23 protein-coding genes and 1 pseudogene are annotated in these 25210 nt (G+C 47.4%); 12 read left to right on the top strand and 12 right to left on the bottom strand.

Annotated elements, in window-relative coordinates:
- Position 1 precedes the first annotated feature (1 nt).
- Positions 2–856 carry a MurR/RpiR family transcriptional regulator gene (locus HER31_RS07045; RefSeq protein ID WP_168659906.1) on the bottom strand — a complete coding sequence of 285 codons (855 nt, stop codon included), beginning with the start codon at positions 854–856 and terminating at the stop codon, positions 2–4.
- 255 nt (positions 857–1111) lie between these two features.
- Between HER31_RS07045 and zwf the strand changes: the two genes are divergently transcribed.
- The 4 genes from zwf to HER31_RS07025 are packed head-to-tail and all read left to right on the top strand — an operon-like array spanning position 1112 to position 5735.
- Entirely contained in the window at positions 1112–2575 is a 1464-nt protein-coding gene (zwf, locus tag HER31_RS07040) for a glucose-6-phosphate dehydrogenase (RefSeq protein WP_168663204.1), read from the top strand.
- Positions 2576–2592: 17 nt separating this feature from the next.
- Positions 2593–3285, top strand: coding sequence for a 6-phosphogluconolactonase (pgl, locus tag HER31_RS07035; RefSeq protein WP_168663201.1), 693 nt, complete (start codon positions 2593–2595; stop codon positions 3283–3285).
- Positions 3285–5093 carry a phosphogluconate dehydratase gene (gene edd, locus HER31_RS07030; protein WP_168659905.1) on the top strand — a complete coding sequence of 603 codons (1809 nt, stop codon included), beginning with the start codon at positions 3285–3287 and terminating at the stop codon, positions 5091–5093. Before pgl ends, edd begins: the two co-directional genes overlap by 1 nt.
- Before the next feature lie 9 nt (positions 5094–5102).
- Positions 5103–5735 (top strand): bifunctional 4-hydroxy-2-oxoglutarate aldolase/2-dehydro-3-deoxy-phosphogluconate aldolase, encoded by a 633-nt coding sequence (locus tag HER31_RS07025; protein ID WP_168659904.1) that lies wholly within the window; start codon positions 5103–5105, stop codon positions 5733–5735.
- A gap of 318 nt (positions 5736–6053) precedes the next feature.
- On the opposite strand, the gene HER31_RS07020 is transcribed toward HER31_RS07025, so the two are convergent.
- A complete protein-coding gene (locus HER31_RS07020; RefSeq protein ID WP_168659903.1) occupies positions 6054–6584 on the bottom strand; it encodes a helix-turn-helix transcriptional regulator in 531 nt (176 codons plus the stop codon).
- Between the two features lie 124 nt (positions 6585–6708).
- On the bottom strand, positions 6709–8721 hold the full coding sequence (locus HER31_RS07015; RefSeq protein ID WP_168659902.1) for a hypothetical protein: 2013 nt from the start codon (positions 8719–8721) through the stop codon (positions 6709–6711).
- A 467-nt stretch (positions 8722–9188) separates the two neighbouring features.
- Between HER31_RS07015 and HER31_RS07010 the strand changes: the two genes are divergently transcribed.
- Positions 9189–10085 carry a LysR family transcriptional regulator gene (locus HER31_RS07010; RefSeq protein ID WP_168659901.1) on the top strand — a complete coding sequence of 299 codons (897 nt, stop codon included), beginning with the start codon at positions 9189–9191 and terminating at the stop codon, positions 10083–10085.
- Positions 10086–10383: 298 nt separating this feature from the next.
- Here HER31_RS07010 and HER31_RS07005 read toward each other — a convergent pair whose 3' ends face one another.
- Positions 10384–11295, bottom strand: coding sequence for a LysR family transcriptional regulator (locus HER31_RS07005; RefSeq protein ID WP_168659900.1), 912 nt, complete (start codon positions 11293–11295; stop codon positions 10384–10386).
- A gap of 149 nt (positions 11296–11444) precedes the next feature.
- On the opposite strand from HER31_RS07005, the gene HER31_RS07000 reads away from it, so the two are divergent.
- Positions 11445–12527 carry an efflux RND transporter periplasmic adaptor subunit gene (locus HER31_RS07000; protein WP_168659899.1) on the top strand — a complete coding sequence of 361 codons (1083 nt, stop codon included), beginning with the start codon at positions 11445–11447 and terminating at the stop codon, positions 12525–12527.
- 3 nt (positions 12528–12530) lie between these two features.
- Positions 12531–15599 (top strand): efflux RND transporter permease subunit, encoded by a 3069-nt coding sequence (locus HER31_RS06995; RefSeq protein ID WP_168659898.1) that lies wholly within the window; start codon positions 12531–12533, stop codon positions 15597–15599.
- Between the two features lie 102 nt (positions 15600–15701).
- Here HER31_RS06995 and HER31_RS06990 read toward each other — a convergent pair whose 3' ends face one another.
- On the bottom strand, positions 15702–15875 hold the full coding sequence (locus tag HER31_RS06990) for a hypothetical protein (protein WP_168659897.1): 174 nt from the start codon (positions 15873–15875) through the stop codon (positions 15702–15704).
- Between the two features lie 223 nt (positions 15876–16098).
- On the opposite strand from HER31_RS06990, the pseudogene HER31_RS06985 reads away from it, so the two are divergent.
- Positions 16099–16377: pseudogene (locus HER31_RS06985) on the top strand (transposase domain-containing protein); the annotation flags it as partial.
- Between the two features lie 242 nt (positions 16378–16619).
- On the opposite strand, the gene HER31_RS06980 reads toward HER31_RS06985, so the two are convergent.
- The 3 genes from HER31_RS06980 to HER31_RS06970 all read right to left on the bottom strand — a co-directional run bounded on the left by HER31_RS06980 (position 16620) and on the right by HER31_RS06970 (position 17925).
- Complete coding sequence (locus HER31_RS06980) at positions 16620–16958, bottom strand: cytosolic protein (protein WP_168659896.1); 339 nt, start codon at positions 16956–16958, stop codon at positions 16620–16622.
- A gap of 215 nt (positions 16959–17173) precedes the next feature.
- Entirely contained in the window at positions 17174–17671 is a 498-nt protein-coding gene (locus HER31_RS06975) for a tyrosine/phenylalanine carboxypeptidase domain-containing protein (RefSeq protein ID WP_168659895.1), read from the bottom strand.
- Positions 17672–17703: 32 nt separating this feature from the next.
- On the bottom strand, positions 17704–17925 hold the full coding sequence (locus HER31_RS06970) for a DUF1704 domain-containing protein (RefSeq protein ID WP_168659894.1): 222 nt from the start codon (positions 17923–17925) through the stop codon (positions 17704–17706).
- Between the two features lie 168 nt (positions 17926–18093).
- On the opposite strand from HER31_RS06970, the gene HER31_RS06965 reads away from it, so the two are divergent.
- Complete coding sequence (locus tag HER31_RS06965) at positions 18094–18969, top strand: LysR family transcriptional regulator (protein WP_238786901.1); 876 nt, start codon at positions 18094–18096, stop codon at positions 18967–18969.
- Here HER31_RS06965 and HER31_RS06960 read toward each other — a convergent pair.
- From HER31_RS06960 to HER31_RS06950, 3 genes are all read right to left on the bottom strand, one after another.
- Complete coding sequence (locus HER31_RS06960; RefSeq protein ID WP_168659892.1) at positions 18935–19234, bottom strand: CBU_0592 family membrane protein; 300 nt, start codon at positions 19232–19234, stop codon at positions 18935–18937. The genes HER31_RS06965 and HER31_RS06960 overlap by 35 nt on opposite strands.
- Before the next feature lie 444 nt (positions 19235–19678).
- The gene (gene gap / locus HER31_RS06955; protein WP_168659891.1) at positions 19679–20686 is read right to left on the bottom strand and encodes a type I glyceraldehyde-3-phosphate dehydrogenase; all 1008 of its coding nucleotides are present in this window, start codon (positions 20684–20686) and stop codon (positions 19679–19681) included.
- Positions 20687–20894: 208 nt separating this feature from the next.
- The gene (locus HER31_RS06950; RefSeq protein WP_168659890.1) at positions 20895–21686 is read right to left on the bottom strand and encodes a DUF2989 domain-containing protein; all 792 of its coding nucleotides are present in this window, start codon (positions 21684–21686) and stop codon (positions 20895–20897) included.
- Positions 21687–21908: 222 nt separating this feature from the next.
- Between HER31_RS06950 and HER31_RS06945 the strand changes: the two genes are divergently transcribed.
- The 3 genes from HER31_RS06945 to HER31_RS06935 all read left to right on the top strand — a co-directional run bounded on the left by HER31_RS06945 (position 21909) and on the right by HER31_RS06935 (position 24046).
- Positions 21909–23333 (top strand): glyceraldehyde-3-phosphate dehydrogenase, encoded by a 1425-nt coding sequence (locus HER31_RS06945; protein ID WP_168659889.1) that lies wholly within the window; start codon positions 21909–21911, stop codon positions 23331–23333.
- A gap of 117 nt (positions 23334–23450) precedes the next feature.
- The gene (locus HER31_RS06940) at positions 23451–23774 is read left to right on the top strand and encodes a SoxR reducing system RseC family protein (protein WP_168659888.1); all 324 of its coding nucleotides are present in this window, start codon (positions 23451–23453) and stop codon (positions 23772–23774) included.
- Entirely contained in the window at positions 23774–24046 is a 273-nt protein-coding gene (locus tag HER31_RS06935) for a YeaC family protein (protein WP_168659887.1), read from the top strand. Before HER31_RS06940 ends, HER31_RS06935 begins: the two co-directional genes overlap by 1 nt.
- 67 nt (positions 24047–24113) lie before the next feature.
- Here the strand turns inward: HER31_RS06935 and ansA are convergent, their stop codons facing one another.
- Positions 24114–25124: an asparaginase gene (gene ansA / locus HER31_RS06930; protein ID WP_168659886.1), complete on the bottom strand. Its 1011-nt coding sequence runs from the start codon at positions 25122–25124 to the stop codon at positions 24114–24116.
- Positions 25125–25210 lie beyond the last annotated feature (86 nt).

The raw sequence follows: 25210 nt of genomic DNA, 5'->3' as shown, positions 1-25210 counted from the left end.
ATTATAACGAGGTATTTTTGTCGAAACGTGATTCACGCAATGCTTCTTTAACTCGCTTGAGATTGTCACGGAAGCGCAACCCTCGACGTAGAGTAAAGCCGGTAGCCAGTACATCAATGGCTACCATTTGTGCCAGTCGCGATGCCATTGGCATATAAAGATCAGTATCTTCGGGCACATCCATAGTGATTGCTAACGTCGCTTCATGAGCTAGCGGACTATCCTTAGTGGTAAGTGCGATAACTTGGATATGGTTTTCCCGTGCCAGTTTAGCAATCTCCACCAGCGACTTGGTGCGGCCGGTATGTGAGATCAGCACAACTACGGTAGCTTCGCGGGCGTTGATGCAACTCATGCGCATCATTAGCGGGTCGTCAAAACAGGTAACCGGGACATTGAAACGGAAGAATTTGTTTTGTGCGTCTCGAGCAACAGCAGATGAAGCGCCAAGTCCAAAGAAGTAGATTTGTCCTGCCTGAGTAAGCAGGTCAACCGAACGATTTACTACGTGGGTGTCGATGGATTGCTTAGCTGAGTCTAACGCAGCCATCGACGACTCAAAGATTTTGGAAGTGTAGGATTCTGGGCTATCGGTAGATTCTACATGGCGTGAAACGTAAGGAGTTCCATTGGCCAAGCTTTGCGCTAAGTGCAGTTTAAAATCAGGAAAGCCTTTGGTGTCTAAACGACGGCAAAAACGGTTAACGGTAGGCTCACTAACGTCGGCCATTTTTGCCAACGTAGCGATACTTGATTGGATAGCGACTTGTGGTTCAGCAAGGATTACTTCTGCCACTTTTCGTTCAGACTTACTGAAGTTGGCGAGGTTCTTTTGAATCTTGTCGATTGTATTCATAGTTGTAGTGACTCACATTCAATATCATTCGCCAGAAGATGATTGTCGAGTCAGCGTTGAACTCAATAATCATAACCGACAACGATTTCCAACTGCTTGTTTAAGCTTAAGTTGTGGCTATCTTACAAACAAAGCTGAAAGTTTGCTAGTAATCCGTTGTATAAGGTCTTGCTTCCAACGCACTTTTTCATTTAAATGTAGTTAAATTACATCGGTAGCTGAAACATTCCGTTTAAGGAGAGGGCAGTGGCATCTATTTCCGATCTATCTAATAAACCTTGTGACTTTGTACTATTTGGTACTCGTGGTGATTTGGCCCGGCGGAAGTTGCTTCCGGCATTGTATCAACTGGATCGCGCAGGGCTGTTGCATGAGTCGACCCGTATTGTCGGCATTGCAAGGCAAAAGCTAGAGCAAGATGAATACCAAGTCATCGTTAAGGAAGCGTTAGAGACGTTCCTAAAGGAACCATTAGTCGAGGAAAGTTGGAACCAGTTCAGCGAACGACTATTTTATTATGGGACAGACTTTATCGATCCGGAAGGTTATGCCGAGTTGGCGAGCCATCTTAATGCCGATAACGTCATGGTTAACTACTTCGCAACTCCTCCTTCTATCTATGGTGACATCTGTCGTTGCCTTAAACACAATAACCTTATCAAAGACGATACTCGCGTTGTGTTAGAGAAACCTATCGGCAGCGACTTCAATTCTAGCCAGGTGATCAACAATCAAGTAGCTGAGTTTTTCAATGAGAACCAGATCTATCGTATTGATCACTACCTTGGTAAAGAAACAGTACAAAACTTGATTGCACTACGCTTTGCAAACTCGTTGTTTGCATCGAAGTGGGATAATCGAACCATCGATCATGTGCAGATTACCGTAGCCGAAGAGGTTGGTATTGAAGGGCGCTGGGGCTACTTCGACGAAGCAGGACAAATGCGGGATATGGTCCAAAACCATCTGCTGCAAGTGTTGTCTTTAGTGGCGATGGATCCGCCGGTTGACCTTAAAGCCGACTCAATTCGTGACGAGAAAGTGAAGGTATTAAAGTCGTTACGGCCAATTAACCAGGAAAATGTCTACGATACTACGGTTCGTGGCCAATACACCGGCGGTTATCTCCGAGGAGGTCAGGTTCCTGGCTATCTTGAAGAGCAAGACGCCAATTGTGGTTCCGGCACTGAAACCTTTGTAGCCATTCGGGTTGATATCGATAATTGGCGTTGGGCTGGCGTGCCGTTCTACCTTCGGACTGGTAAACGGATGCCAACCAAGCATTCCGAGATTGTGGTTCACTTTAAGAACCCGCCACATAACCTCTATCGCGAAAATTACCGTCAACTGCCACCGAATAAGCTGACCATTCGTCTGCAACCCCATGAAGGCGTTGAGATCCAGATGATGAATAAAATCCCCGGGCTTGATCAGACTACCCGCCTCCAAACAACTAAGTTGGATCTATCATTCAGTGATACCTTCAAGAATGAACGTATCGCTGATGCTTACGAGCGACTGTTGCTTGAGTGCATGATGGGCAATCAGGCGCTGTTTGTTCGCCGTGATGAGGTAGAAAATGCGTGGCGTTGGTGTGATTCGATCATTAATGCTTGGAGTAACGCCGGCGAACCGCCTAAAAATTATCCGGCAGGTACTTGGGGACCGGTTGCTTCGGTTGCATTAATAACCCGCGATGGACGCTCTTGGGAGGAGTAATCGTGACCACAATAGCGATGCCAGTATTTAAACCTTTTGAGTACAGCACTGATTTAGTCGATGTGCTGGCGAGTAAGATTGCCGCCGATCTGCAACGGGCTATTGATGCCCGTGGCCGAGCCTCGTTAGTGGTTAGTGGTGGCAGTACCCCACTGCCGTTGTTTCGTCGTTTGAGCAACATTGGCATTGAGTGGGCACAGGTATTTATTACCTTGGCAGATGAAAGGTGGTTACCGGCTGATGATCCAGAAAGTAATGAACGCTTAGTTCGCCAACACCTGTTGCAAGGTAAGGCGGCATCAGCGCACTTTAGTGGATTGGTCAGCAGTGACTCAACCCCAGAAGCTGGTATCGCACTGGTTGCTGAGAAGCTGTCACATTTCCCTAAGCCATTTGATGTGATTGTGTTGGGAATGGGTAACGATGGTCATACTGCCTCATTATTTCCCTGTTCAGAACAACTAACACTGGCGATGGCAACTGAGCAATTGCTGGTAGCTGTTCATCCAACCACCGCTCCGCACGCTCGATTGTCGCTGAGCCTGAGTGCTTTACTTAATGCTCGTCAGATCTACCTACATATTGCTGGAGAATCCAAGCAACAGGTTCTCGAGCAAGCTTTGGTTCACACCGATACAACTCAAATGCCGATAAGAGCGGTGCTCAATCAGCACAAAACGCCGGTCGACGTTTATTGGAGTCAAAAATAATGACGCACCCTACGATTGCGAAAATTACCGATCGAATCATTCAACGCAGTGTTGCGACCCGTGCTGACTACTTGGCTCGTATGGCGCAGCAGGAACAAGATGGGCCGCTGCGAGGCCAGCTGTCTTGCAGTAACTTAGCCCACGGTTTTGCCGGTTGCGTTGGTAGTGATAAGCAAGATCTGAAACAACTAAATAAATCTAATGTCGGCATTATCACCGCCTACAACGACATGCTATCTGCACACCAGCCCTATGCGACTTACCCTGAGTCCATTAAGGCTTCTTGCCGTCAAGTCGGCAGTGTCGCGCAAGTAGCTGCCGGTGTTCCGGCGATGTGCGACGGGGTTACTCAAGGCCAGCCGGGAATGGAGCTGAGCTTGATGAGCCGTGAAGTCATTGCCATGGCGACTGCCGTTGGCCTGTCGCACAACATGTTTGATGGCACGTTACTACTGGGGATCTGCGATAAGATTGTACCAGGGCTAACCATCGGTGCGCTCAGCTTTGGCCACCTGCCTACGTTATTTGTACCAGCTGGACCGATGTCCTCAGGTCTGCCTAATAAACAAAAAGCGGCGATTCGCCAGCAGTTTGCCAAAGGCGAGTTGGGCGAAGAGGCGTTACTTGAAGCAGAGTCTGCCTCATACCACAGCCCTGGTACCTGTACTTTCTACGGCACTGCTAACTCAAATCAGTTGGTGATTGAAGCGATGGGGCTGCAGCTGCCTGGTTCCTCCTTTGTTTCACCAAATGATCCCCTACGTGATGCCTTGACCGATGCCGCTGCAAAGCAAGTATGTCGTTTGGCGCAACAGGGTAAAGGTCGGATGGCTGATATCTATAGCGAAAAGTCGGTGGTAAACGGCATTGTCGCTCTGCTAGCAACCGGTGGTTCAACTAACCTGACCATGCACCTTGTCGCAATGGCACGCGCTGCTGGCATCATCGTTGACTGGCAAGATTTCGCCGAGCTGTCTGAAGTTACGCCATTACTGGCACGCATCTATCCTAACGGTCACGCCGACATCAACCACTTCCACCAAGCTGGTGGTATGGCGTTCTTGATGTCACAGCTACGTCAAGGTGGTTTAATTCACGATGATGTAATGACGTCCGTTGGTGAAGGCTTAGACCTCTACTGTAAAACCCCTGCGCTGGTGGAAGGTGAGCTTCAGTGGCTGCAAGGCCCAGCAACTTCCGGTGATGAAGAAGTCTTACGTCCAATAGACAACCCATTCCAAACAACTGGTGGTATGCAATTGCTGCAAGGTAATTTAGGTAGTGCGGTAATGAAGGTGTCTGCAGTTGAGCCGCAACACCGCGTTATTGAGGCACCAGCGGTTATCTTTGAAGATCAGTACGCGCTAGATGGCGCCTTTAAGGCCGGTGAACTTGATAAAGATTGCATTGTGGTTGTACGTTACCAAGGCCCACAGGCAAACGGAATGCCAGAGCTACACAAATTAACGCCACCATTGGCAGTATTGCAAGACCGAGGCTTTAAGGTGGCCTTGGTCACCGACGGCCGAATGTCTGGTGCATCCGGTAAGGTGCCTGCGGCCATCCATGTCAGCCCAGAAGCACTCAATGGCGGCTTACTGGCTAAGGTAGAGCAGGGCGATATCATTCGTGTCGATGCGGTTAGTGGTGACATTACCCTAATGGTTACCGACGACGTACTTGCCACTCGCCAGGTAACAACGCCAGACTTGTCGTCTAATGACTTCGGTACTGGACGAGATCTATTCGCGCAATTCCGCACCATGTTAGCTAGCCCGGGTATTGGTGCTTCGGCGCTGCTGAAATAAGGAACGACAATGAGTAATCAATGGCAACGTCAGCCTGCAGAGGTTTTTTCTCGTAGCAAAGTAGTCCCTGTAATGGTGATTAATAAGTTGGAGGACGCGGTTCCGCTAGCAAAGGCGTTAGTCGCCGGTGGAATTTCAATACTTGAAGTAACCTTACGTACCGATTGTGCAATTGAAGCGATTCGTGCCATCAGTAAAGCAGTTCCAGAGGCACTGATTGGCGCCGGTACGGTGTTAACCCCAGAGCAGTTGGATGCAGCTATTGAAGCCGGTGCGCAGTTTGCAATCAGCCCAGGAACAACACCAACGTTATTACAAGCAGCTAAACAGCGCAGTATTCCATTGGTTCCAGGTGTCGCTTCGGTATCAGATATGATGGTTGCACTAGAGAATGGTTACGACCACCTAAAGTTCTTTCCTGCAGAAGCAAACGGTGGGGTTAAGGCATTGACGTCGATGTCTGGACCAATGTTGCAGATAACATTCTGCCCAACTGGTGGTATTAACCTTGGCAACTATCAGGAGTACCTGGCGCTGAAAAACGTTAAGTGTGTCGGCGGCAGTTGGATTGCGCCGAACGATGCCATTGAGTCTGGAGATTGGCAACGGATTACGGCGTTGTCAAAAGAGGCGTTGGCCTAGTTATTCGTAACGACATCAATAATCAAAGGCCTGCAATAGCAGGCCTTTTGCTATTTGTTTTTTGTGGCTAGCGAATTGCCTTCGCGTCATTGGTCGCAAAACTACAACGGTAAAACAATTACTTACCATGAATTAACATTTCTGTAGTAACGTTTACAGCAGTGCTTCGGCATTAGTTGCCATGGATGGTGACGCCCAAACAAGTCAGAACAGTCAAGGCCACCGTTTTCGGTGGCCTTTTTTATTATAGGTTGGAGCGGTTGTCGTTAACATTGATGCAGCTACGTTGTGGTGCTCTGGGTAGGTGCTGAATTTTACTTAAATCCAACCATACTGATTGGCTTTGAACACTAGGTTGGCTTTATTGCTTGCGCCTAACTTTTGCTTAGCCTTATCTAAATGATATTCAACCCCGCGACAGGTTAGGTTGAGAACCGATGATATTTCACTGGTGTTTAAGCCTAGTGCCGTTAAGTTTACAATCACCTTGGTTTTATGGTCTTTCTTGGTCGACTTCGTTATAACACCATTCAGCTTGTGGCTGAGCTTGTCACCCGGCATGAATATTGTCTGTGGGCTCGTTGTCTCAGTTAGAATGACCAATAAGCCGTGCTGACCCTTGCCATCACTGAGCTGCAAAAATTGTCGCTGAAAGTGTTGATGTGTATGAAACACATTTTCGATTTTCTGTTTTGGATCGACCCGCTGGGTCCAGATAACAAGCATGCTGGCGAGGCTTCGTAATGATTCGTCTGAAGTGTGGTAGTCGACTAAGCGGCACTGTTCGAGCACATTGGTCGGAGCTTTGTCACCGATGATGGCACTATCAAACGCAAAATTTGACGACATCAATACAATCCAGCTTTGTTTTTTCATATTACCTTTGAAACCATTTTTGTTAGCGAGCATTCGCGCTGTAAGCGAAGCTAAGGGGCAGTCGATCTAAGCTGCCCCTATTTTGGCTAGTTAACCTTTATTTGTTTGGGTGGCAGGTCATGCATGAGTATGGGTCTGGGTACACTGGGTCAATAGTCCAGTCGCTGTTGCTTCGAACCTTCATATCGTCTTTATACAAACCGCTCATGTAAGCGAAGTTTTGGCCTTCAACTGGCGCTAGATTGTTAGTTAGGTAACCAACTTCCTTATCGGGGAAGTGGCTCTCACGAAGCATCTCTACCGCGTCCAGATCGGTTGATGGAATGTCGATAATCTCTTCTGCAAAGAAGGTTGCCCCAGCGGCGATAGCTTCATCATTAGTGATATTCCCACCTTCGTACATCTTATTGATTAAGCGGTTAGCTGAGCCGTGGTTTTTGAATTCGAACTCGTTGTCGTGACACCAGAAGCATTGGCCAATCTCGCCATGTCCTTTAGGCGCACCATTGCTGCCGTGGCATTGGGCACACTGATAAGGTGCAACTACACGGTTATCGGCATCTGACGGTTCGTACGGCATAACGCCGTCCATAACTGACACAGGTGTTGGATTTACGCCAAGGGTGCCGATATCGCCGTCGGAGTGAACGCTGGCTAGAGAGTGGCAGGTACCACAATCAGCAATGCCCCAACCAAAGTGCGCTTCAGACAACGGGCGGATGGCGTCGTCGATATCAGCGATTTCAAACTTGCCATCGCCTTCGAATCGGTTGGTATCGGCTGGAACAAAGCCCAGTTGTTTGTTTACCAGCATTGCATGGTCGATTGGGTATTGCATTGGCCAGACATCAGCGAAGGTGTGTTTGTTAATGGCGCCGTACCAATCGGAGATATCTATCTCGATGCCTTTCTCAGCGTAGTGACTAACACACTCGTCATCGATGATGCCATCGATTGGTGCGCCGGAAGCCTTACCATCAAAGCCGATACCGTCACAGAAGGTGCCGTCAAAGCCCTTGGCCATGATGCGACCAACGCCATACTTGAAGTTCCAGTCGGCCTTGTTGCGCTGCTCGAATGCATCAATGACATAGGCTAATCGTGCTTGGTTACGAACACCATTAACGGAGTTGATAACAAAGTGCTGAATATCGACGTCGGTAGATAGCTTGCCCCAGTATGAAAACTCAACATCAATTAGCCCTTGTTCATCCATGCTTAGGAAGACATCAGCCAAGGTGATCATTGCGTCCTTTTTATAGATGTCAGGGCGAAGGTTGTGGGAGCGGACCTCAACATCGGTAAAACTTATCGCTTCGCCACCAACGGGCTTAACCGTTACCATTGGCACAATGATACGGTTTTCGCCAACGGTAGCCTCGGCTTCGTTACGACGTTTGGTTTGGGTTTTTTGCATCTCTTCACGACGTTCTGTGTAGGCAGGGCTTAGTGAGCGCAACAAGATGCCAGAGTTAGACTGTAATACGGTTAGCTCCAAACGATGGGTCACGCTTTCGCCCCAGTTGTTGTAGTTAAACTCGCGTTTGAAATCGCCGGTATCAGATATCCAGTTAGCGTACCAGTTAGGGTCACCTTCACCAATAGGTTGGCCGTCAGCGTCATACTCAATAGGGCTGCCGTCTTCATTGCGCCATACGGTGTAGCGGAATGCACCAATGTCTTCGCCCCATTCATACTCAAGGTGAAAATCGTCTCGGGTTTCGGAAAGGTAAACTAGCACTTCAGCAAAGGTGATCTGGCCGTCATGAAACAGGTCGTCGCGCAATGGTTTAGGAACTACGCGGCGAACGTCTTCCGCATCAAAGGTAAAGCCATGCTCAAGATCGGAAAAACGTTCTTCGGTTTGCGCCACCCAGTCAGCGCGGCTCATTTTGTCAAAGTATACGGTGATTGGGCCTTCTAGTTGCCATTTGATGTCAGGTCCCCAGACGTTATCAAATACACCGGTACCGGTTTGCGGTGTTCCTACTTCTGGGATCTCACCGTTGATGGGATCCGCTGTCGATGAGTCAGAGTCCGAGCCACAGCCACTGAGGGCCAGTAGCGACGATAAGGCGATAGCAAGTGGTAGTTTTTTGAGAGACATCATTATTATCTTCTTAGGTTATCACTGTGGATTAAATCCTGCTTAGGCTATCCAAGTTAATTACTAAGAGCATTGCGATATCTGCCGCACGGTGATGCTAAATTGGAAGGGTAAAATGAGATGAAGGTCGACCTTATAGCTAAGGGTTGCGCTTAATCAAATTAGCTTGTGAGAGTAATGGTTTTCAAATATGCAAAATGTAAATCTGACTTAGCAACCTGTGACGGCGCTGTGATTATTCATTAATGGATAACGTTAGCCATGTCGATATCGGTATTGCTGCGTTAATGAAATAGGCTTACGCTAACACCAAATAGCGCCAAGTTGACCGTGAAAAATCATATTACCGCTTAAAGGTGCAATGTGAATACCCATTAAGTATGAACCCACAGTTGTATCTTCGTATTTGGTTGCGAATTAGAATTATAATTGGCTTTTAACTATTGAAGCGATGAGGTTGGTTACATTAAATGAACTTAGAGACGTTACGAATATTCTTGGTCGTTGCAGAAGTGAAAAGCATCGCCCGGGCGGCAGAGATCCTCGATATGAATGGGTCTTCGATAAGCCGTAAAATTAAAGGTCTCGAAGAGGAACTTAATACTGAGTTGTTTCATCGCGGCGGTAAGGAGTTCAACACGACCAGCCAAGGAACGCAGATCCTTAAGCAGGTCGGTACAGTTCTCGGTGAAGTCGATCAGATCCGCAACTTAGCCAACAATGATCAAGAGGTGAGTGGCCCTATCAGTTTGATAGTACCGCCCACCATTGGTAATGCTCTGGCAGAGCGTTTTTTGGTACCATTTATCAAACGCTATCCAAAAGTTAAGCTGAGAATTAAAGTCAATTCCGGCCGCCAAGTTGATACCCTTTATGACAATGACCTTGCCATTAGTCCTAATTTACCAAGTGACAGTTCGTTAATTGCCAAAAAAATCTTTAACGGTAAACAGCATTTTTACGCTGGGACGGGGTTGTTAGAGAAGTATGGTGTTCCTAGTCATCCCGCTGAGTTGGAAAACTATCCCTATTTGGTCCTATTGGACGATAAAAGTTACTCGCAGGATGTGCAAACTTGGAATAACGGCCAAGGGCTAAGCGGAAAATTTAACACTAACTCTGTTGCCTATTCCGATCATACCGAAATACTGGCTCGAATGGTTGCCGATAATGTCGGTGTTGCTTGTTTACCTAAAGGGGCTTTTTTAAATAACCCTACGCTCAACTTTGTTCGTTTGTTCGCTGACGAATACTACAACCAAAATTGTTTGTATGCGATTTACCCATCTCGCCAGTATCGCCCCCATCGTATCAATGTGCTGGCGGAAGAGTTAGAGCGATTTTTTAATACCAAGCATGCCCTCTAGTCTGCTTACATGTGTCAGCTATAGGTGTTAACAGCGGTTGCTTAAATTGATGTTAGAACGCTGCTCTTTCAGCGGTAATATGAAGCAGTTAACCGACAGGACTATGGGTTTACTCCAGCGCCAAACCGCCCTAGTGTTTGAAATTAGCTGTGCGACTCTCACTATGGGTTTGATACCGTAATCTATATAGGGTAGAGGGCAAGCAAGTACTTAGCTATTTGAATAGCCAGTTGACTCGGTAGTCCCCCATTAACTATTTGATGTTTAAATAAGAGTAGTACTTTTCGATTTGTACCATTTAGGCATACACGTCAGGACATTTCTTAGGATTTTGAATACGAGATTGATCGACGATATATTCGACTAGCTTAGTCGCGGTGTTAGAGAGTGACTTTTTGGTTGGGTAAACTAACCAGCTAAAACTGGTTAAAGGTAATTTTTCTGGCAATATTTCAACAAGTTCACCGCTACTCACAAGGTTAGCGACGAGATGTTTAGGATACATAATTAGACCTTTCCCTTTTACAGCTGCTTGAATTAAGTGCTCCGGGTGATTAACAGTAAGTCGACTTGGCGTGTTAAATCGAAGGTTACCCTGATAAAAATCGCGGGCTAACTTGCCATTAGGTAAACGCCATCGGATAACTTGCAGTTGCTCGAGATCTGCGACTTTGGTTGGCATAGGAATATTGGCGAGATAACTGGGGCTCGCATAGCAGCCGAAAATCACTTCATTTACTGGTCTTGCGATTAGCGTTGAATCTTCTAATTGCCGACCAATTCGAAGTGCTACATCAATGTGATTTTCGATCAAGTTGGATTCATGGGAGCTGGTGATGATCTCTACCGTTACCTTTGGGTGAAGTTCCATAAATTGGTGCACTAAATCGGTTAAGTTGAGCACTTCTGGTAATGGTAACACTTGGATTCTCAGATGGCCGCTGAGTTCATATTGGTTGTGGCTTAACCGTTCAAGTAACCCGTCTAGTTGACTCACCATTGCTTTGGTTTCTGAATAAAACAATTGACCCTTTTCGGTGAGCTTAAGCGCGCGGGCGCTGCGATGAAATAGGTGGGTATCGATCTCTTGTTCTAATGCCTTGATGCGTCTGCTGACGTTTGATTTGGGTAAATTAAGTAACTCCGCTGCACGTACGAGGCTGCTAGAATCGACGACGATATGGAACAGTTTGATGTCTTCAGTTTTCATTGAGTGTTCTCAATTTGATTTTGTTATCAAGTTGTTTGAGCACCTTTTGGGGTTCTAAATTGTAGAACATAAGGTTCCAAAAGGTTTCATTGAATAGAATTGTAATGGTTTTCATAATCTTGGCAACGAAAGTGTTTGTGAAGGTCACAATGAAAACGACAGATTTGAGCGCAGTAACTTTGGTTGCATTAGTAATGTTAACCGGCTGTGATGCCGCTGCTGTGCAGGAAGAACAACAAGCTTTACCCCGCCCTGTTAAATTGCATCAAGTACAGGTAGTACAACAACATCATAATCGACTTCCTGCAATAGTGGCTTCCCATAAACCTGCTGACTTGGCTTTTCGGGTTAGTGGTGTGTTAACTGAGCTTGCACTCATTGAAGGTCAACGTGTTGAGCAAGGTCAGCTGTTGGCGCAGCTGGATCAGCGTGATGCCAGTCAAGCGTTGCTGAATGCCCAAGCCAATTATGAATTGGCCGAATTGGATCATCAACGAAACCTGAAACTATTGTCTAAATCGCTTATATCAAAAGCCGAGGTAGACGTTTCAAAGGCTCAGTTAAAGTCTAGTCACGCGGCGTTAGAGATGGCTGAAAACCAGCTTGAATACACTGATATATTGGCGCCATTCTCAGGGGTTGTGGCGAAGGTCTTCACTGAAAACTTTCAAATGGTTCAAGCGACTCAGGTTATTTTGACCTTGCAGCGTGACAACCTTATTGAGCTAAAAGCGCAAATACCTGAGTCGTTGTTATTGCATGCCGATCCCGCGGTGTTGTCTGCACAGCTACGTGCTTCGGCTAGCTTCGACGCAGACCAGCGGCATCACCCACTTCGCTATCTAGAGCACAGTAGTGTAGTGACCTCCGGAAGTCAGAGTTTTGAGATGACTTTTGTGATGGAGCCACCACGTGATTTAAATGTGGTGGCTGGTATGAGCGCCGAGATTGAAGTGAATTTTGATGCGTTTAATGCAGCTACAAAGGCTACTGTTGTGGTGCCGCAAAACGCCGTCGAATTTAGCGATGGCGTTGCCCAATCGCAAGTTTGGGTATTTGACGCACATTCGCAGCAGGTATCGCCACGTCTAGTCACCATTGGTTCCTTATCCGATCAAGGGGTTGAAATCTTGTCGGGGTTGGCACCGGGTACGTTAATCGTTGAAACCGGTGTATCGATTCTTACTCCTGAGCAGCAGGTCAAACCTCTGGTTTGGCCTAGAGGGATTTAGGTGATGAACATTGCTGAATTTAGCATCAGAAATAAGGTAATTAGCTGGTTAGTAGTCGTTCTTTTGGCTGTTGGTGGTGCGCTATCGTTTACCAAGTTGGGCCAGTTGGAGATGCCAGAGTTCACCATCAAAAATGCATTGGTGATAACTCAATACCCTGGAGCGTCTGCGGATCAGGTAGAAGAAGAGGTGACGCTGGGGTTGGAAGATGCCATTCAGCAGATGCCCCAACTTAAGCACGTAACGTCGATTAACGCCGCTGGTGTATCGCAGATCGAAGTTCAGATGAAGGACTCGTTCGATAAAACTGAGCTGCCGCAAGTTTGGGACGAACTGCGTCGGCGGGTCAGTGATGCCTCGCAAGCGCTACCAGCTGGTGCATATGCCCCAATAGTTATTGATGATTTTTCTGACGTTTATGGCTATATGCTGACTTTAAGTGGCGATGGCTTTAGTAATCGGGAGCTGAGTAACCAAGCTGACTATTTGCGACGTGAGTTAGTGTTAATTCCTGGTATTAAAAAGATTGCGGTTGAAGGCAAAATTCAAGAACAAGTAATGGTGGAATTTAGCCAACAAAAGTTGGTTGCGATGGGGCTCAGCCCAGATTATCTCTATGGCTTATTGCAGACCCAAAATGGTGTGTCTAATGCCGGCAAGGCGTTATTGAACGGCAATCGTATTCGGTTGCACCCTACTGGCGAATTTACCGATATCAACGATTTACAACGGGTAATTGTTAGCCCTCCAGGCAGCACGGAGTTGGTTTATCTTGGTGATATTGCCAAGGTTTATAAAGCCGATACCGATACGCCTCAGACTATGTTCCATAGTCAAGGTAAGCCCGCTTTATCTATCGGCATCTCATTTATGAGTGGCGTTAACGTCGTGGAGGTATCACAAGCAATTACCACAAAAATAACGGAACTCAACCATTTTATGCCGGTTGGAATGGAGCTGACTTCGCTCTATAACCAAGGCGCAGTGGTAGACGTTGCGGTAAGTGGTTTCTTAGTTAACTTGGCTTGTTCGGTTGTTATCGTCATTGCAGTATTACTGTTAACTATGGGCCTGCGCTCTGGCGTATTAATGGGAGCGGTATTGTTGATCACAATACTAGGTACCTTTATTGGTATGCGGGTGTTGGGAATCCAACTGCAATCTATTTCACTTGGTGCATTGATCATTGCACTAGGGATGTTAGTTGATAACGCCATTGTGGTGACTGACGGCATTTTGGTAGGAATTCGCAAAGGCTTAACACGATTAGAAGCAGCTAAAACAATCGTCAATCAGACGCAGTGGCCGCTATTAGGCGCGACCGCGATTGCTATTATTGCTTTTGCTCCAATTGGGTTATCTGACGATGCATCTGGAGAGTTCTGCGGTTCGCTGTTTACGATCTTGCTATTGTCGCTCTCCATCAGTTGGTTGACCGCAATCAGTATTACGCCATTTTTCTGTCATATGTTATTTAAAAATCAGGAAAACGGTGCAGCTAGCGAACTATACCAAGGGGTTGGTTTTCGTTTATATCGCGGATTGTTGGATGCGGCGATCCACCATCGAGCGATAACGATTTTGGTCGTGATTGCGTTGATGGGGTCGGCTATGTTTGGAATGGGGAAAGTTAAAAAGGTCTTTTTCCCCCAGTCCGCTACGCCTATCTATATGGTCGATATTTGGATGCCAGAAGGCACTGATGTACTGCGAACTCAACAATTTGTTAATAACATCGAGCAGCATCTGCTAGACCGTGAAGCGCAACGCCCATCGGGTATGGTCAATTTAACTTCAGTAGTTGGTCAAGGGGCGCAACGTTTTGTGCTGGAGTATGTCCCAGAAAAAAGTTACGCCGCTTATGGGCAGCTGCTGGTTGAGATGGACTCCTTAGATAACATGGGCGCTCATATGGCAGCGGTTCAAGGTTGGCTAAGATCTGACTACCCCGAAGCTGAATACCGAGTTAAAACACTGCAAAACGGTCCAAGCCCTGCGGCGAAGATAGAAGCGCGCTTTTATGGCGATGACCCGCAAGTACTTCGAGCATTAGCGGCACAAGCTGAGCTGGTATTAGAGCATGAACCATTGGCCGATAATATTCGTCATAATTGGCGTAATCAGACCTTAATGGTGCGGCCTCAGTTGAATCTTAGCGACGCACGCAGTGCCGGGGTCAGTAAGCAAGATCTTGATGCTGCGCTATTGCGCAATTTCAGTGGACAAACCGTAGGAGTCTACCGAGATGGGTCTCACCAGTTACCTATTGTTGCACGTTCGCCGTTAGAGGAGCGTTTGGGACTCGACGGTATCGATAAGTTGCAGGTATGGAGCAGTTCGAATAACACTTATGTGCCGGTGCGCCAAGTGGTTTCAGCGTTTCAATCGGAGTGGGAAAACCCGATCATTATGCGACGTGATCGTCGACGAGTAATCACGGTGATGGCTGATCCTGCTCTGGAACAAGGTGCGACTTCCGATGCGTTGCTGGTCAAAATTCGCGATCAAATTGAAGCAATTGATCTACCCGCAGGATATCAGCTTGAGTGGGGTGGCGAGTACGAAATGTCGACCGAGGCAGATGCAGGCGTACAATCATCAGTACCGTTTGGCTTTTTAGCAATGTTTGTTATTACGGTGTTGTTGTTTAATTCCGTACGTCAAGCGGCTGCGATTTGGATTTGTGTGCCGTTATCTATGGTCGGCGTAGCAGCTGGTCTGTTGCTGTTTGATGCCGCTCTAAGTTTCATGGCTATTTTGGGAATTTTAAGCCTTAGCGGCATGGTAATTAAGAATGGCATTGTGCTTGTTGATCAAATCAATGTGGAACAAGGACTTGGCAAATCGCCATATCAAGCTGTCATCGATTCTGCCGTGAGCCGTGTGCGTCCGGTGGTGATGGCGGCGCTGACTACCATGTTAGGCATGCTGCCGTTGTTATCGGATGCGTTCTTCCAGTCGTTGTCAGTGGTTATCTTTTTTGGTTTGGGCTTTGCGACTTTACTTACGTTAGTCATTTTGCCGGTTTGCTACAGCCTATTTTTCAGAATTAAGGTGAAACCCGCATTGTAAATTACAGCGGTTAGTAGTCTTAGGCTTGATCATCAGCCGAAAGGTTTTGGCTTCGAATGGCTCATTTATTCGAAGCCTTTTTTGTTTCCAAAAGGCGGAGGTTTAGACATGCAGCTCTGGTTGACGCACAAACATGAAACCAACAGTGATGGGCGCTAGCTTAGCGACAAACTGTTGGATTGAGGCTTTGTACTCCACTTGTGTTTGAATCACGGCGTTGTCCAGATAGTTTTGGCGAGCCTTCGCTACGTAGGTGGTATTAATTTGTTGCTTCAATGAAAATAAAAAAGGCTGTGTCGTAGTCAGCTGTTGAAGTTTATCTTAAGCCTCGGCTACACCGATTTCGGTGCTTTAACAGCATTGGCAAGAACAACACTTAATTGCTTCACAGCCATAAAAAAAACGCTGGCTTCGGCCTAATGCTGATCAGTTAGCGATCGGTTGACCGATCCTCTGAGCGTGACAGAACCCGAGTTTCCCTAAGGAACTCGGATTTTTTATGCTTCTCAGCCAAGCCCTCGATATTCTCCACGACTTCGCCCCAGAAAACTTCACCTCACTGTCAGGGTTGCTCGAGCCTGAGTTAATCGATGAGTGTCTAAGAGACACTGGTGTAGTGACAATCCGTAAGCGTCGTCTGCCTATGGAGTTGATGATTTGGAGTGTGGTTGGTATGTCCCTGTTCCGTAATACCGCGATGTCCCAGGTCATCAACAACCTCGATATTGTGCTGCCAGGGAAGCGGCCATTTGTTGCTCCAAGTGCTCTTGTGCAAGCTAGTTAGCTTAACTGACTGGCATTATGGCTACGGCCAGCGTTTTTATACACAGTTGAAACGGTTAGAAGCTCAATGCTTACTTGGCGTTCATCAATACAACCGTGATATGTATGGGTGTACTACGGTTGGATGCTCAGCTCATGGGTGAAGGATCGTTTCGCGGCCAAGATTGGCGTTGACTCATTTCTGTCCCTATTTTGCTTAGGCTGCCAGTTCGCCGATTTCAACCTGTTAAATGATGTTCAGTCCATCTTGGTAATAAAGGTTTGCGCATCATCCACAAAAGCGACAAAGCCACTGTGATAGATAAACACCCGGCCGCGTCCCTCAACTAGGGCGGCAAGCTGTGGCTTTAAATCTTCTTGGTTAGCCTGACGTTGATAAGTGCCGGTATCGGTGATTACGCCCCTGAATCCAGGTAGATGTCCATAAGTTCGTTTGGCTTGATCAATCAGGTTCAATTCGCTGGTGGCAGAGAAGCAAGAGGGGATCGCACCGGCTTCTTCGATAAATAGAGCTTTCAGTTCTTCAAAAGCGGTAATCACTAGCCAGTCGATGCCGTTAACATGATGGATAAACATAGATTTTCTCGGTAATTCTGATGCGCAGATGGTATCACTATCAGAGGGTAACGTAGCAGCGGTTCAAGCTGCTAGAGGCGCTAATTCTGTAACTTCTCGGGATATTCACGAGATGATCTGAGCCTGCCACTCAAGCCCAAACGCAAAAACGCAGGCAAAGCCTGCGTTTTCTGTTTAGTCGCCTTCTCAAAGCAATGCGGTTAGCCCTAGTGAAGTTAGCGCACCAGGTAAGCTAATTCACCTTGTTTCTTGGTGTCAGGTTGCAAAGCCACCAGAGGCTTAGGCATCACAAATACCTCCCGCTCGACCAACTCGTTTAGAATATCAATGTGTTCAATGCCCGCTTTACCGACCAATAGGTTGTTTGGACAACGTTGTTGGCAGGCCCGTAACATCGCCACAAAGCCACTCAGATAGAGGTAATCCTTGGTAAAGCCACCACCTCGATAAGCCCGGGCGGTGATGCTAAACGCTTGTTGCTCGTCAATGCCATGCTGCTGCAACAGTTGGCAGGTATCGACAAAACTATGTCGGCGCACCAAGGCGTCCACTGCAAGAACACGCGCTGCCAGTTGTTTTAGCCGGCTAAGCCACATGCCTCCAGAGGTGAACTCAGCTAAAATGGCGAGCCCTTCTTGAGTAAAGGTCGCACCGGGCAGCCCTAGCCGGAGTAGCTTAAGAGGCTGCTGGCGGGCGTTTAACGTAGTCGCCACGTGAACTCCCAGCTCATGCTGAGCGAGGTTACTCAGCTCCCCTGACTAAAGTCGCTATACCGATTGAGTAGCAGTTTAGGGTTGTCATTCACCACCATCGCTCTGGCTGCCATCTGGCTACTGAGACCAATCTTGCACGGCAGTTGCCAGCGTTTGGCCTGTTCGGTAAGCCAGCGTTGTGCGCTTGATGCATCCACAGTGTCACCACGGGGCTCTTCCAACTCAGCTGCGTGCAGGATAAAACAGATGCGCATTTATTTTCTCGCAACAAAAAAGGGGAATTCTGTAGAGAGGGTTCTCTGAGGCGTATTTTATAGGCCAGTTTGGTCACTAAAGATAACGATTGATTTTTGTCGTCTCGACTGCATTTTTTGTTAACTTGCAGCCGGTTATAAAAATGAGGTTTGTGTATGGATGTCAAAGTGTTCCGTACATTTTTGGAAGTTGCCAAGGAGCGTCATTTCGGGCGCGCTGCGGAAAACTTGTACATCACCCAAGTGGCAGTCAGCGCACGCATCAAACAGCTTGAGGGTTTCTTTTCTACCCAGCTATTTCAGCGTGAGCGCAACAACATCAAGTTAACATCAGCCGGTGAGCGCTTAGTGCCTTATGCCGAGGTGATGGTGAATACTCTCGAGCAGGCCAAGCAGGATATCTCGCTGCAAAGTTACCAATCGATCCAGTTAACCTTGGCCGGTACGCCAAACCTGTGGGATGCCTACCTGCAACATGCGCTGAGCGTGATCACCGATGCCTTTGATGGGTATGCCTTTAATGCCGAGACACTGAGCCGGGAACAGATCCACCGTGGTCTGCTGGAACGCACCCTGGATATTGGTTTGGTGTTCGATGCGTTAAAAGCAGATGAACTGAAGTGTCAACAGGTCACCACCTTGTCACTACAACTGGTGTCGACTGAACAGCAATCGCTTACCGAGGCGCTGGAAAAACGTTACGTATATGTCGATTGGGGTACCCGCTTTGCCCAAGAGCATGCCGAACGACACCCACGGATCCCGCCGCCTTGGCTGCGGACCTCCAGTGGTCGCATCGCGCTGGATTTTATTCTGGAGAAAGGCGGCGCGGCATATTTACCGCAGCCGCTGGTGGAGCCCCTGACGGGAACCGGCCAACTGTATCTGGTTGAAGGGGCTTCTCGTTGGCCACGACCGGTTTATCTGTCGTTCCGAAAGGATGCGGCTGCGCTTGAGGCAATCCAGCGAGTTCAGAGTCTTATCGGCGATACCGAGCCATCAGGGGCATTCAGTTTGCAACAGTTGGGGAACCTGACGGGTTGATTTGACCAATCTCTTTGGCCAGTGCTCTGCGGGCCATGACACAATTCATCAGCCCGTAGAGGGAGATGGCTGCCCAGCAAATCTGGCCGAAGAACGACGGTGCGTTCCAGTTCACGGTCAACGAGATAAGCATGCAACAAGATGCAATCAGGTTCATTCCCATATAGGTAACGCTGTCAGCGCGGGTCTTTTTGAGACTCAGGAGTGCATAGGCAAACAGGTACAAACCGGTACCAATAGAACCAATGAAATTGAACAGATCCACTTACTTAAAACCGCATGCTGAAAAATGAGCGCACTTTATGAAGCCAAAACGACAAATTGAAAAACGATGGTTTTTTGTCGTATCGACAACGGATGCTTATCGTTCTGAACGACAGAGAAATCTGCTAGTTTACCCTGCGATCTTGAGAGTAAATCTGAGTACATTTACTGAGTAGCACAAAGGCGGCTGTCATGGTGATGTGTCGACAAGGAAGTGTCGGCTTAACGCTCCAAAGTAGACATGTGGCTACCACTACCTACTGGCCGTTATGCGTCATTGAGAAAATGTTCATCTTTTGTCTTGTAGGTACCCGGATGATGAAAACGCATAACCCGGTTTGGCCAAGGGCAGGGTACCGATTAGTCTGCGTTTGTTATTAAAGCCCAAACGCAAAAACGCAGGCCGAAGCCTGCGTTTTTAGATTCAGTCACTAAGACAAGGTGCTTACTTGGCGTTCATCAATACCACAGCGTTATCGAGCATGCGGTTAGAGAAACCCCACTCGTTGTCGTACCAAGCCATTACCTTAACTAAACGGCCATTAACACGGGTTTGGGTCGCGTCGAAGGTTGAGGACATTGGACTGTGGTTGAAGTCGATAGAAACCAGAGGCTCGTGGTTTACCGCCATTACTTCAGCCATTGCTCCAGTAGCGCAAGCTTTAGTAACGATCTCGTTTACTTCTTCGATGGTAGTATCGCGACCAGCAACGAAGGTTAAATCAACCAAAGAAACGTTTACGGTAGGAACACGTACTGCACCACCGTCAAATTTACCGGCCAGTTCCGGTACTACTAAGCCAACAGCAGCGGCTGCACCGGTGCGAGTTGGGATCATGTTTACTGCGGCAGCACGAGCACGACGCAAGTCGGTGTGGTATACATCAGAAAGACGTTGATCGTTGGTGTATGCATGGATAGTGGTCATCAAACCAGACTCAATACCTAGCGCATCGTTAAGTGGTTTAGCAAACGGTGCCAAACAGTTGGTGGTACAAGATGCGTTGGAGATAACGGTCATGTCTGCGGTAACGATGTCGTGGTTAACGCCATAGACCACGGTCGCATCGACTTCTTTACCTGGTGCAGAAATAATGACTTTCTTGGCGCCAGCTTGAATATGCTTGGATGCGGTCGCTTTTGTAGTAAAAATACCAGTACATTCCAATACCACGTCAACCTCAAGATCGGCCCAAGGCAGGGCTGAAGGGTCACGCTCAGAGAACGTTTGGATACGATCGCCATTAATCGTGATGGCGCCTTCTTCATGCTCAACCTTGGCATTGAAGCGGCCATGAACAGAATCGTACTTGGTTAAGTGGGCGTTGATTGCAGCGTCACCAAGGTCATTAATGGCAACAATCTGGATTGGGTAATCCTTTTCACTTTCATACAAAGCACGAACTACATTTCGACCAATGCGGCCGTAGCCGTTAATTGCGATCTTAATCATGGTGAACATTCCTATGGATAGTATCTATGTAGTAAAATTACAAGAAAATGGGGTATCGTCAAGACATTAACTACAAAACGTTGGTTTATATGACAAGCCTAGATCACACTAATCGAATTGTGTGCATTTGACGGGTTAAATTATGCGACAGTTTGGTCTGTCACTGTAGCTATCGTGCTGAAGCTCAATAAAATGTGATGAAATTGAGTTACAACTTCCAATGCTCTGCTTCGAAATTTCCTTTATTTAGTAATCTTCTTACTTTGTCTGCTTCTTGCTCAAATCGTGCTAACTCGGCGTCGGATACCTTGAAGTGACCACCGATCATGCCAACCGCAATCTGCGGTGAATTACCGATAATCATCATAACCAATGCCTCCTCTTGCAGATTATTTTTGAGGTAGCTAAGGGCACTAAGGTCGAGCAATTCCTTGTCGTTTTCCTGGTCTATTTCATAGTTGCTAAGCAATTGCATCACATAACCGTGAGCTTTAGCCGGCTCATTCTTGAGGAAGTACACTGCAGCTTGGTGTTTCGCTTTACGTTCAATTACCTTACCGGCAGATTCCGCAGCAAGGAACCGTTGTTTAGCGGCAGGATCCTTACTTCTAGCCCAGTGGTACAAGGAAAGCAGTGGATCTGGATCGGTCTCGGTTTGTTTTTGTAAATTCTCTAAGGTATCAATTGAGCGTAGGTACCATTGGGTACTATTACTGTTGCTATTGGTACCAGGCTTGGCAACCATGTCAGCGATAGTGGCCATGCAGTTTTGGTAGCTCTCGGTATCAATTAACAGTTGATAAGTATTGGTAGCAGAGGGCATTTGCTCGGCCATGTAACGGGTATGAACCAATTCTGAGCGTGGCCGGCGACACCAGCGTTTCTGATCAATGTCTGCACACAGCTGTGGATTGTCGGCACAGATCTGCTTCGAATTCAGTTGTGGTTGGCAAGCGGTTAAAACAACAACAGTTGCCAATGCAACGAATGAGTACTTCATGAAATAAAATTACCAAATAAACCTGAATCAACCGTTAAGGTGTTGTGTAGCAACAGTTTGTAGAATTTCTTCCGCTGGAAACTCTATCACTTTTTTCTGTAGAATGGCCGCGCTTTCTCCCGTATTTAGGCCGCGATCTAACTACGTGATTCAAAAATAATTACCCTATTTATCTTTGGCTCCAATTGAAAGCGTTGGGGTTTTTTCGTAGGAAACGAGTACATGACCGCTGATAAACATCTTCAAAGCTGGCAAGAACGATTCGAGCTAGCAGAAGCGATGCAACCACTGATTGGCAAGCTCTACCGCAACCAAGGCGTTGAGGTTCTTATCTATGGTCGGCCATTGCTTAACTCTTCAACTATCGAGATCACCAAAGCGCATCGATTAGTGAAGAAGTATGAAGGTGACAAACTTCGTTTACGTGAAAGCTTCCCATTTATTGAAGCGCTGAGCCGCTTGAACGTTAAGCACGCGAAAGTAGACATCGGTAAGCTGGCCATCAACTACTGGCGTAACCATTCAAGTGCTGAAGAGATTGATGCTTACATGAAGGAGCATTTAGCACCGGCAGTGGATAAAGACGTTGAGCAGCGCGATGTGGTTCTGTATGGCTTTGGCCGGATCGGACGGTTGTTAGCCCGCCTGTTGATTGAACGTACTGGCGTATCCAACACTATGCGTTTGCGTGCCATTGTAGTTCGAGGTGGTCGTGAAGGTGATCTAGAGAAGCGTGCTAGCTTATTACGTCGCGATTCTATCCATGGTCCATTCAATGGTTCGATTGAAGTTGACGAAGAAAACAACGCCTTGATAGCTAACGGCACCTACATTCAAGTGATCTACGCTAACTCTCCAGATCAGGTTGATTACACTCAGTACGGTATCGATAACGCTTTGGTTGTTGATAACACCGGTATTTGGAGTGACGAAGAGGGACTGGGTCAGCACCTTAAATCGAAAGGCGCGGCTAAGGTGCTACTGACTGCACCTGCGAAAGGCGATATCAAAAACGTGGTATACGGCGTTAACGACAGCGATGTACTTGATTCAGATCTCATTTTATCTGCCGCCTCTTGTACCACTAACGCCATTACTCCAGTACTGAAAGCCGTTTACGACGAATTTGGTATTAACAACGGTCACGTTGAAACCGTTCACTCGTACACTAACGATCAAAACTTGATTGACAACTACCACAAAGCGGACCGTCGTGGTCGCTCAGCACCATTGAATATGGTACTGACTTCTACCGGTGCAGCCAAAGCGGTTTCCAAGGCGTTTCCTGAGCTTAAGGGCAAACTGACTGGTAATGCTATTCGGGTACCGACACCAAACGTGTCGATGGCGATCATGAACTTAAACTTAGGTAAGCACACCACCCGCGAAGAGATGAATGAGTACTTGCGTAAAACCGCATTATTCTCAGATCTGCAAAATCAGATCGATTTCACCGCGTCTACTGAAGTAGTATCGACCGATTTGGTTGGTAGTCGTTTTGCTGGTGTTGTTGATTCACAGGCAACCATTGTTGAAGATGACCGAGCCGTTCTGTACGTATGGTACGACAACGAGTTTGGTTACAGTTGCCAGGTAGTTCAGGTAATGCAGAAGATGCTTAACGCCACCAGCGTTGTCCTGCCTTAACCAAGCACCTGTATCGGTTTTGTTAGCTCAAAAATCCAGCCGTTAGGCTGGATTTTTTTGTACCGTAACTTACGAAATCGTATAGTGCTTTGGCTAATAATAAACAAGGAAGATGCCATGGCTTTGATCCACTGCGCGGCCTGCAGTAAGAAAATCTCAAATCGTGCTGGAGTCTGTCCGCACTGCGGCTTTTCGATTTCAGACGATCCTGAGAAGCAGGAGCAAGCGGCACGGATCCGCGCTATTCACATGCAACAACAATTGATGAACCATAGCTTTGTCGCGTTACTGTTGTTTGTCGGTGGTTTTGCTATTTGGTGGTGGGGTGGTGAGCCAAGTGACGGCTGGCGTAAGACGGTCGGCATCGGTTCAATGGCATTAGGCTTTGGCATGTACTTGATTACTCGGATCCGGATTGTGTTAAACAAGCGAGGTAGATAATGGATTTTAACCACATGATTGACGGCCTGACGCCAGAGATCGTCGCTCGATTACAAACCGGAGTAGAAACCGGAAAATGGCCAGATGGCAGTTTGCTGACAGATCAACAGCGAGAAAGCGCAATGCAGGCGTTAATCGCTTGGCAAGCACGGTATGCTGATAATAAGGATCACCTTACGATTAACCGCGACGGCGAAATTAATCACCTCAGCAAGGCGCAACAGAAGCGTCAGTTTGATCCAAATGCGATTGAAACCAAAACCGCGGAATAGAAAAAACGGAGCTTAGCGCTCCGTTTTTTGTTGTGGGGCTATCTACTGTTCATTCCCTATCACAGCATTAGTGACTGAGTTCGCCTCGGAGCGGTTGCCCAATAAGCTGGCAACGTTCGCTAAAGCTTAACGATTGCGACAACAGATAGTGAAGTTTGGTTAGGGCCGCCTCCGTAGTCATGTCATAACCAGATAGCACCCCAACCTCAGACAGTGCATTGCCGGTGGCGTAGCCTGCCATATTAACCTTACCTTGCAAGCACTGAGTCAGATTGAGCACCATGATCTCGCGCTTATGAGCGTCATTGAGCAATTCGAGCAGATCGGCTCGCTCCGGTGCGTTACCTACGCCGAACGAGAGCAAGATAAGTGCTTTAACCGGCTGCTGCAGAATATTGGCGATGACCTCAGTGCTGATCCCTGGGTATAGGGTCACTACACCAACGGCCTGAGTGGTAATTGGTGACACCTTTAGCTTGGCATCAGCTGCGGGCACAAGCGCTGGCGTACCAGTGCGGATCTCGATGCCCGCATTCAGCAATGGTGCGATGTTAGGGCTGTCGAATGCTGCAAAGCCATCCGCATGAACCTTGGTGCTTCGATTGCCTCGTAACAACACATTATTGAAAAACAGACATACCTCGGCAATGGGGTAGTTGGCAGCGATAAATAACGAGTTAAGTAGGTTTGGTTGACCATCAGAGCGCAGCTCCGCCAGCGGGATTTGTGAGCCGGTTACGATAACCGGCTTAGCTAGACCTTCGAGCATAAACGACAGCGCTGAAGCGGTGAACGCCATAGTGTCGGTGCCGTGGAGGATCACAAAGCCATCGTAATCGTGGTAATTGTTGGCGATGTCATCGGCTATGCGTTGCCAATCGTCTGGAGAGGCATTGGATGAATCGATCAACTCATCGTATTCATGGATCTCAAACCGTGGCATCTCGGCACGATGGAATTCGGGGTTGGTCTTAACGCTTTCGGTAAGAAAGCCAGCAGCTGGAACGAAGCCTTTTTCAGTATGTTGCATACCGATTGTGCCGCCGGTATAGGCGACATAGATGCGTTTACGGTGCATGCGAAAGACCCAAATAAAGAGAATAGGGCGGGATTATAGCGCCCCTTTTTACAAAAGAAAGCCTAGCAAATTGCTAGGCTTAACGA

Source organism: Ferrimonas lipolytica, from assembly GCF_012295575.1.
GTDB classification, from domain to species: domain Bacteria; phylum Pseudomonadota; class Gammaproteobacteria; order Enterobacterales; family Shewanellaceae; genus Ferrimonas; species Ferrimonas lipolytica.
The sequence above is the reverse complement of the archived record's forward strand: the minus strand, read 5'-3'. Positions and strand labels throughout refer to the sequence as shown.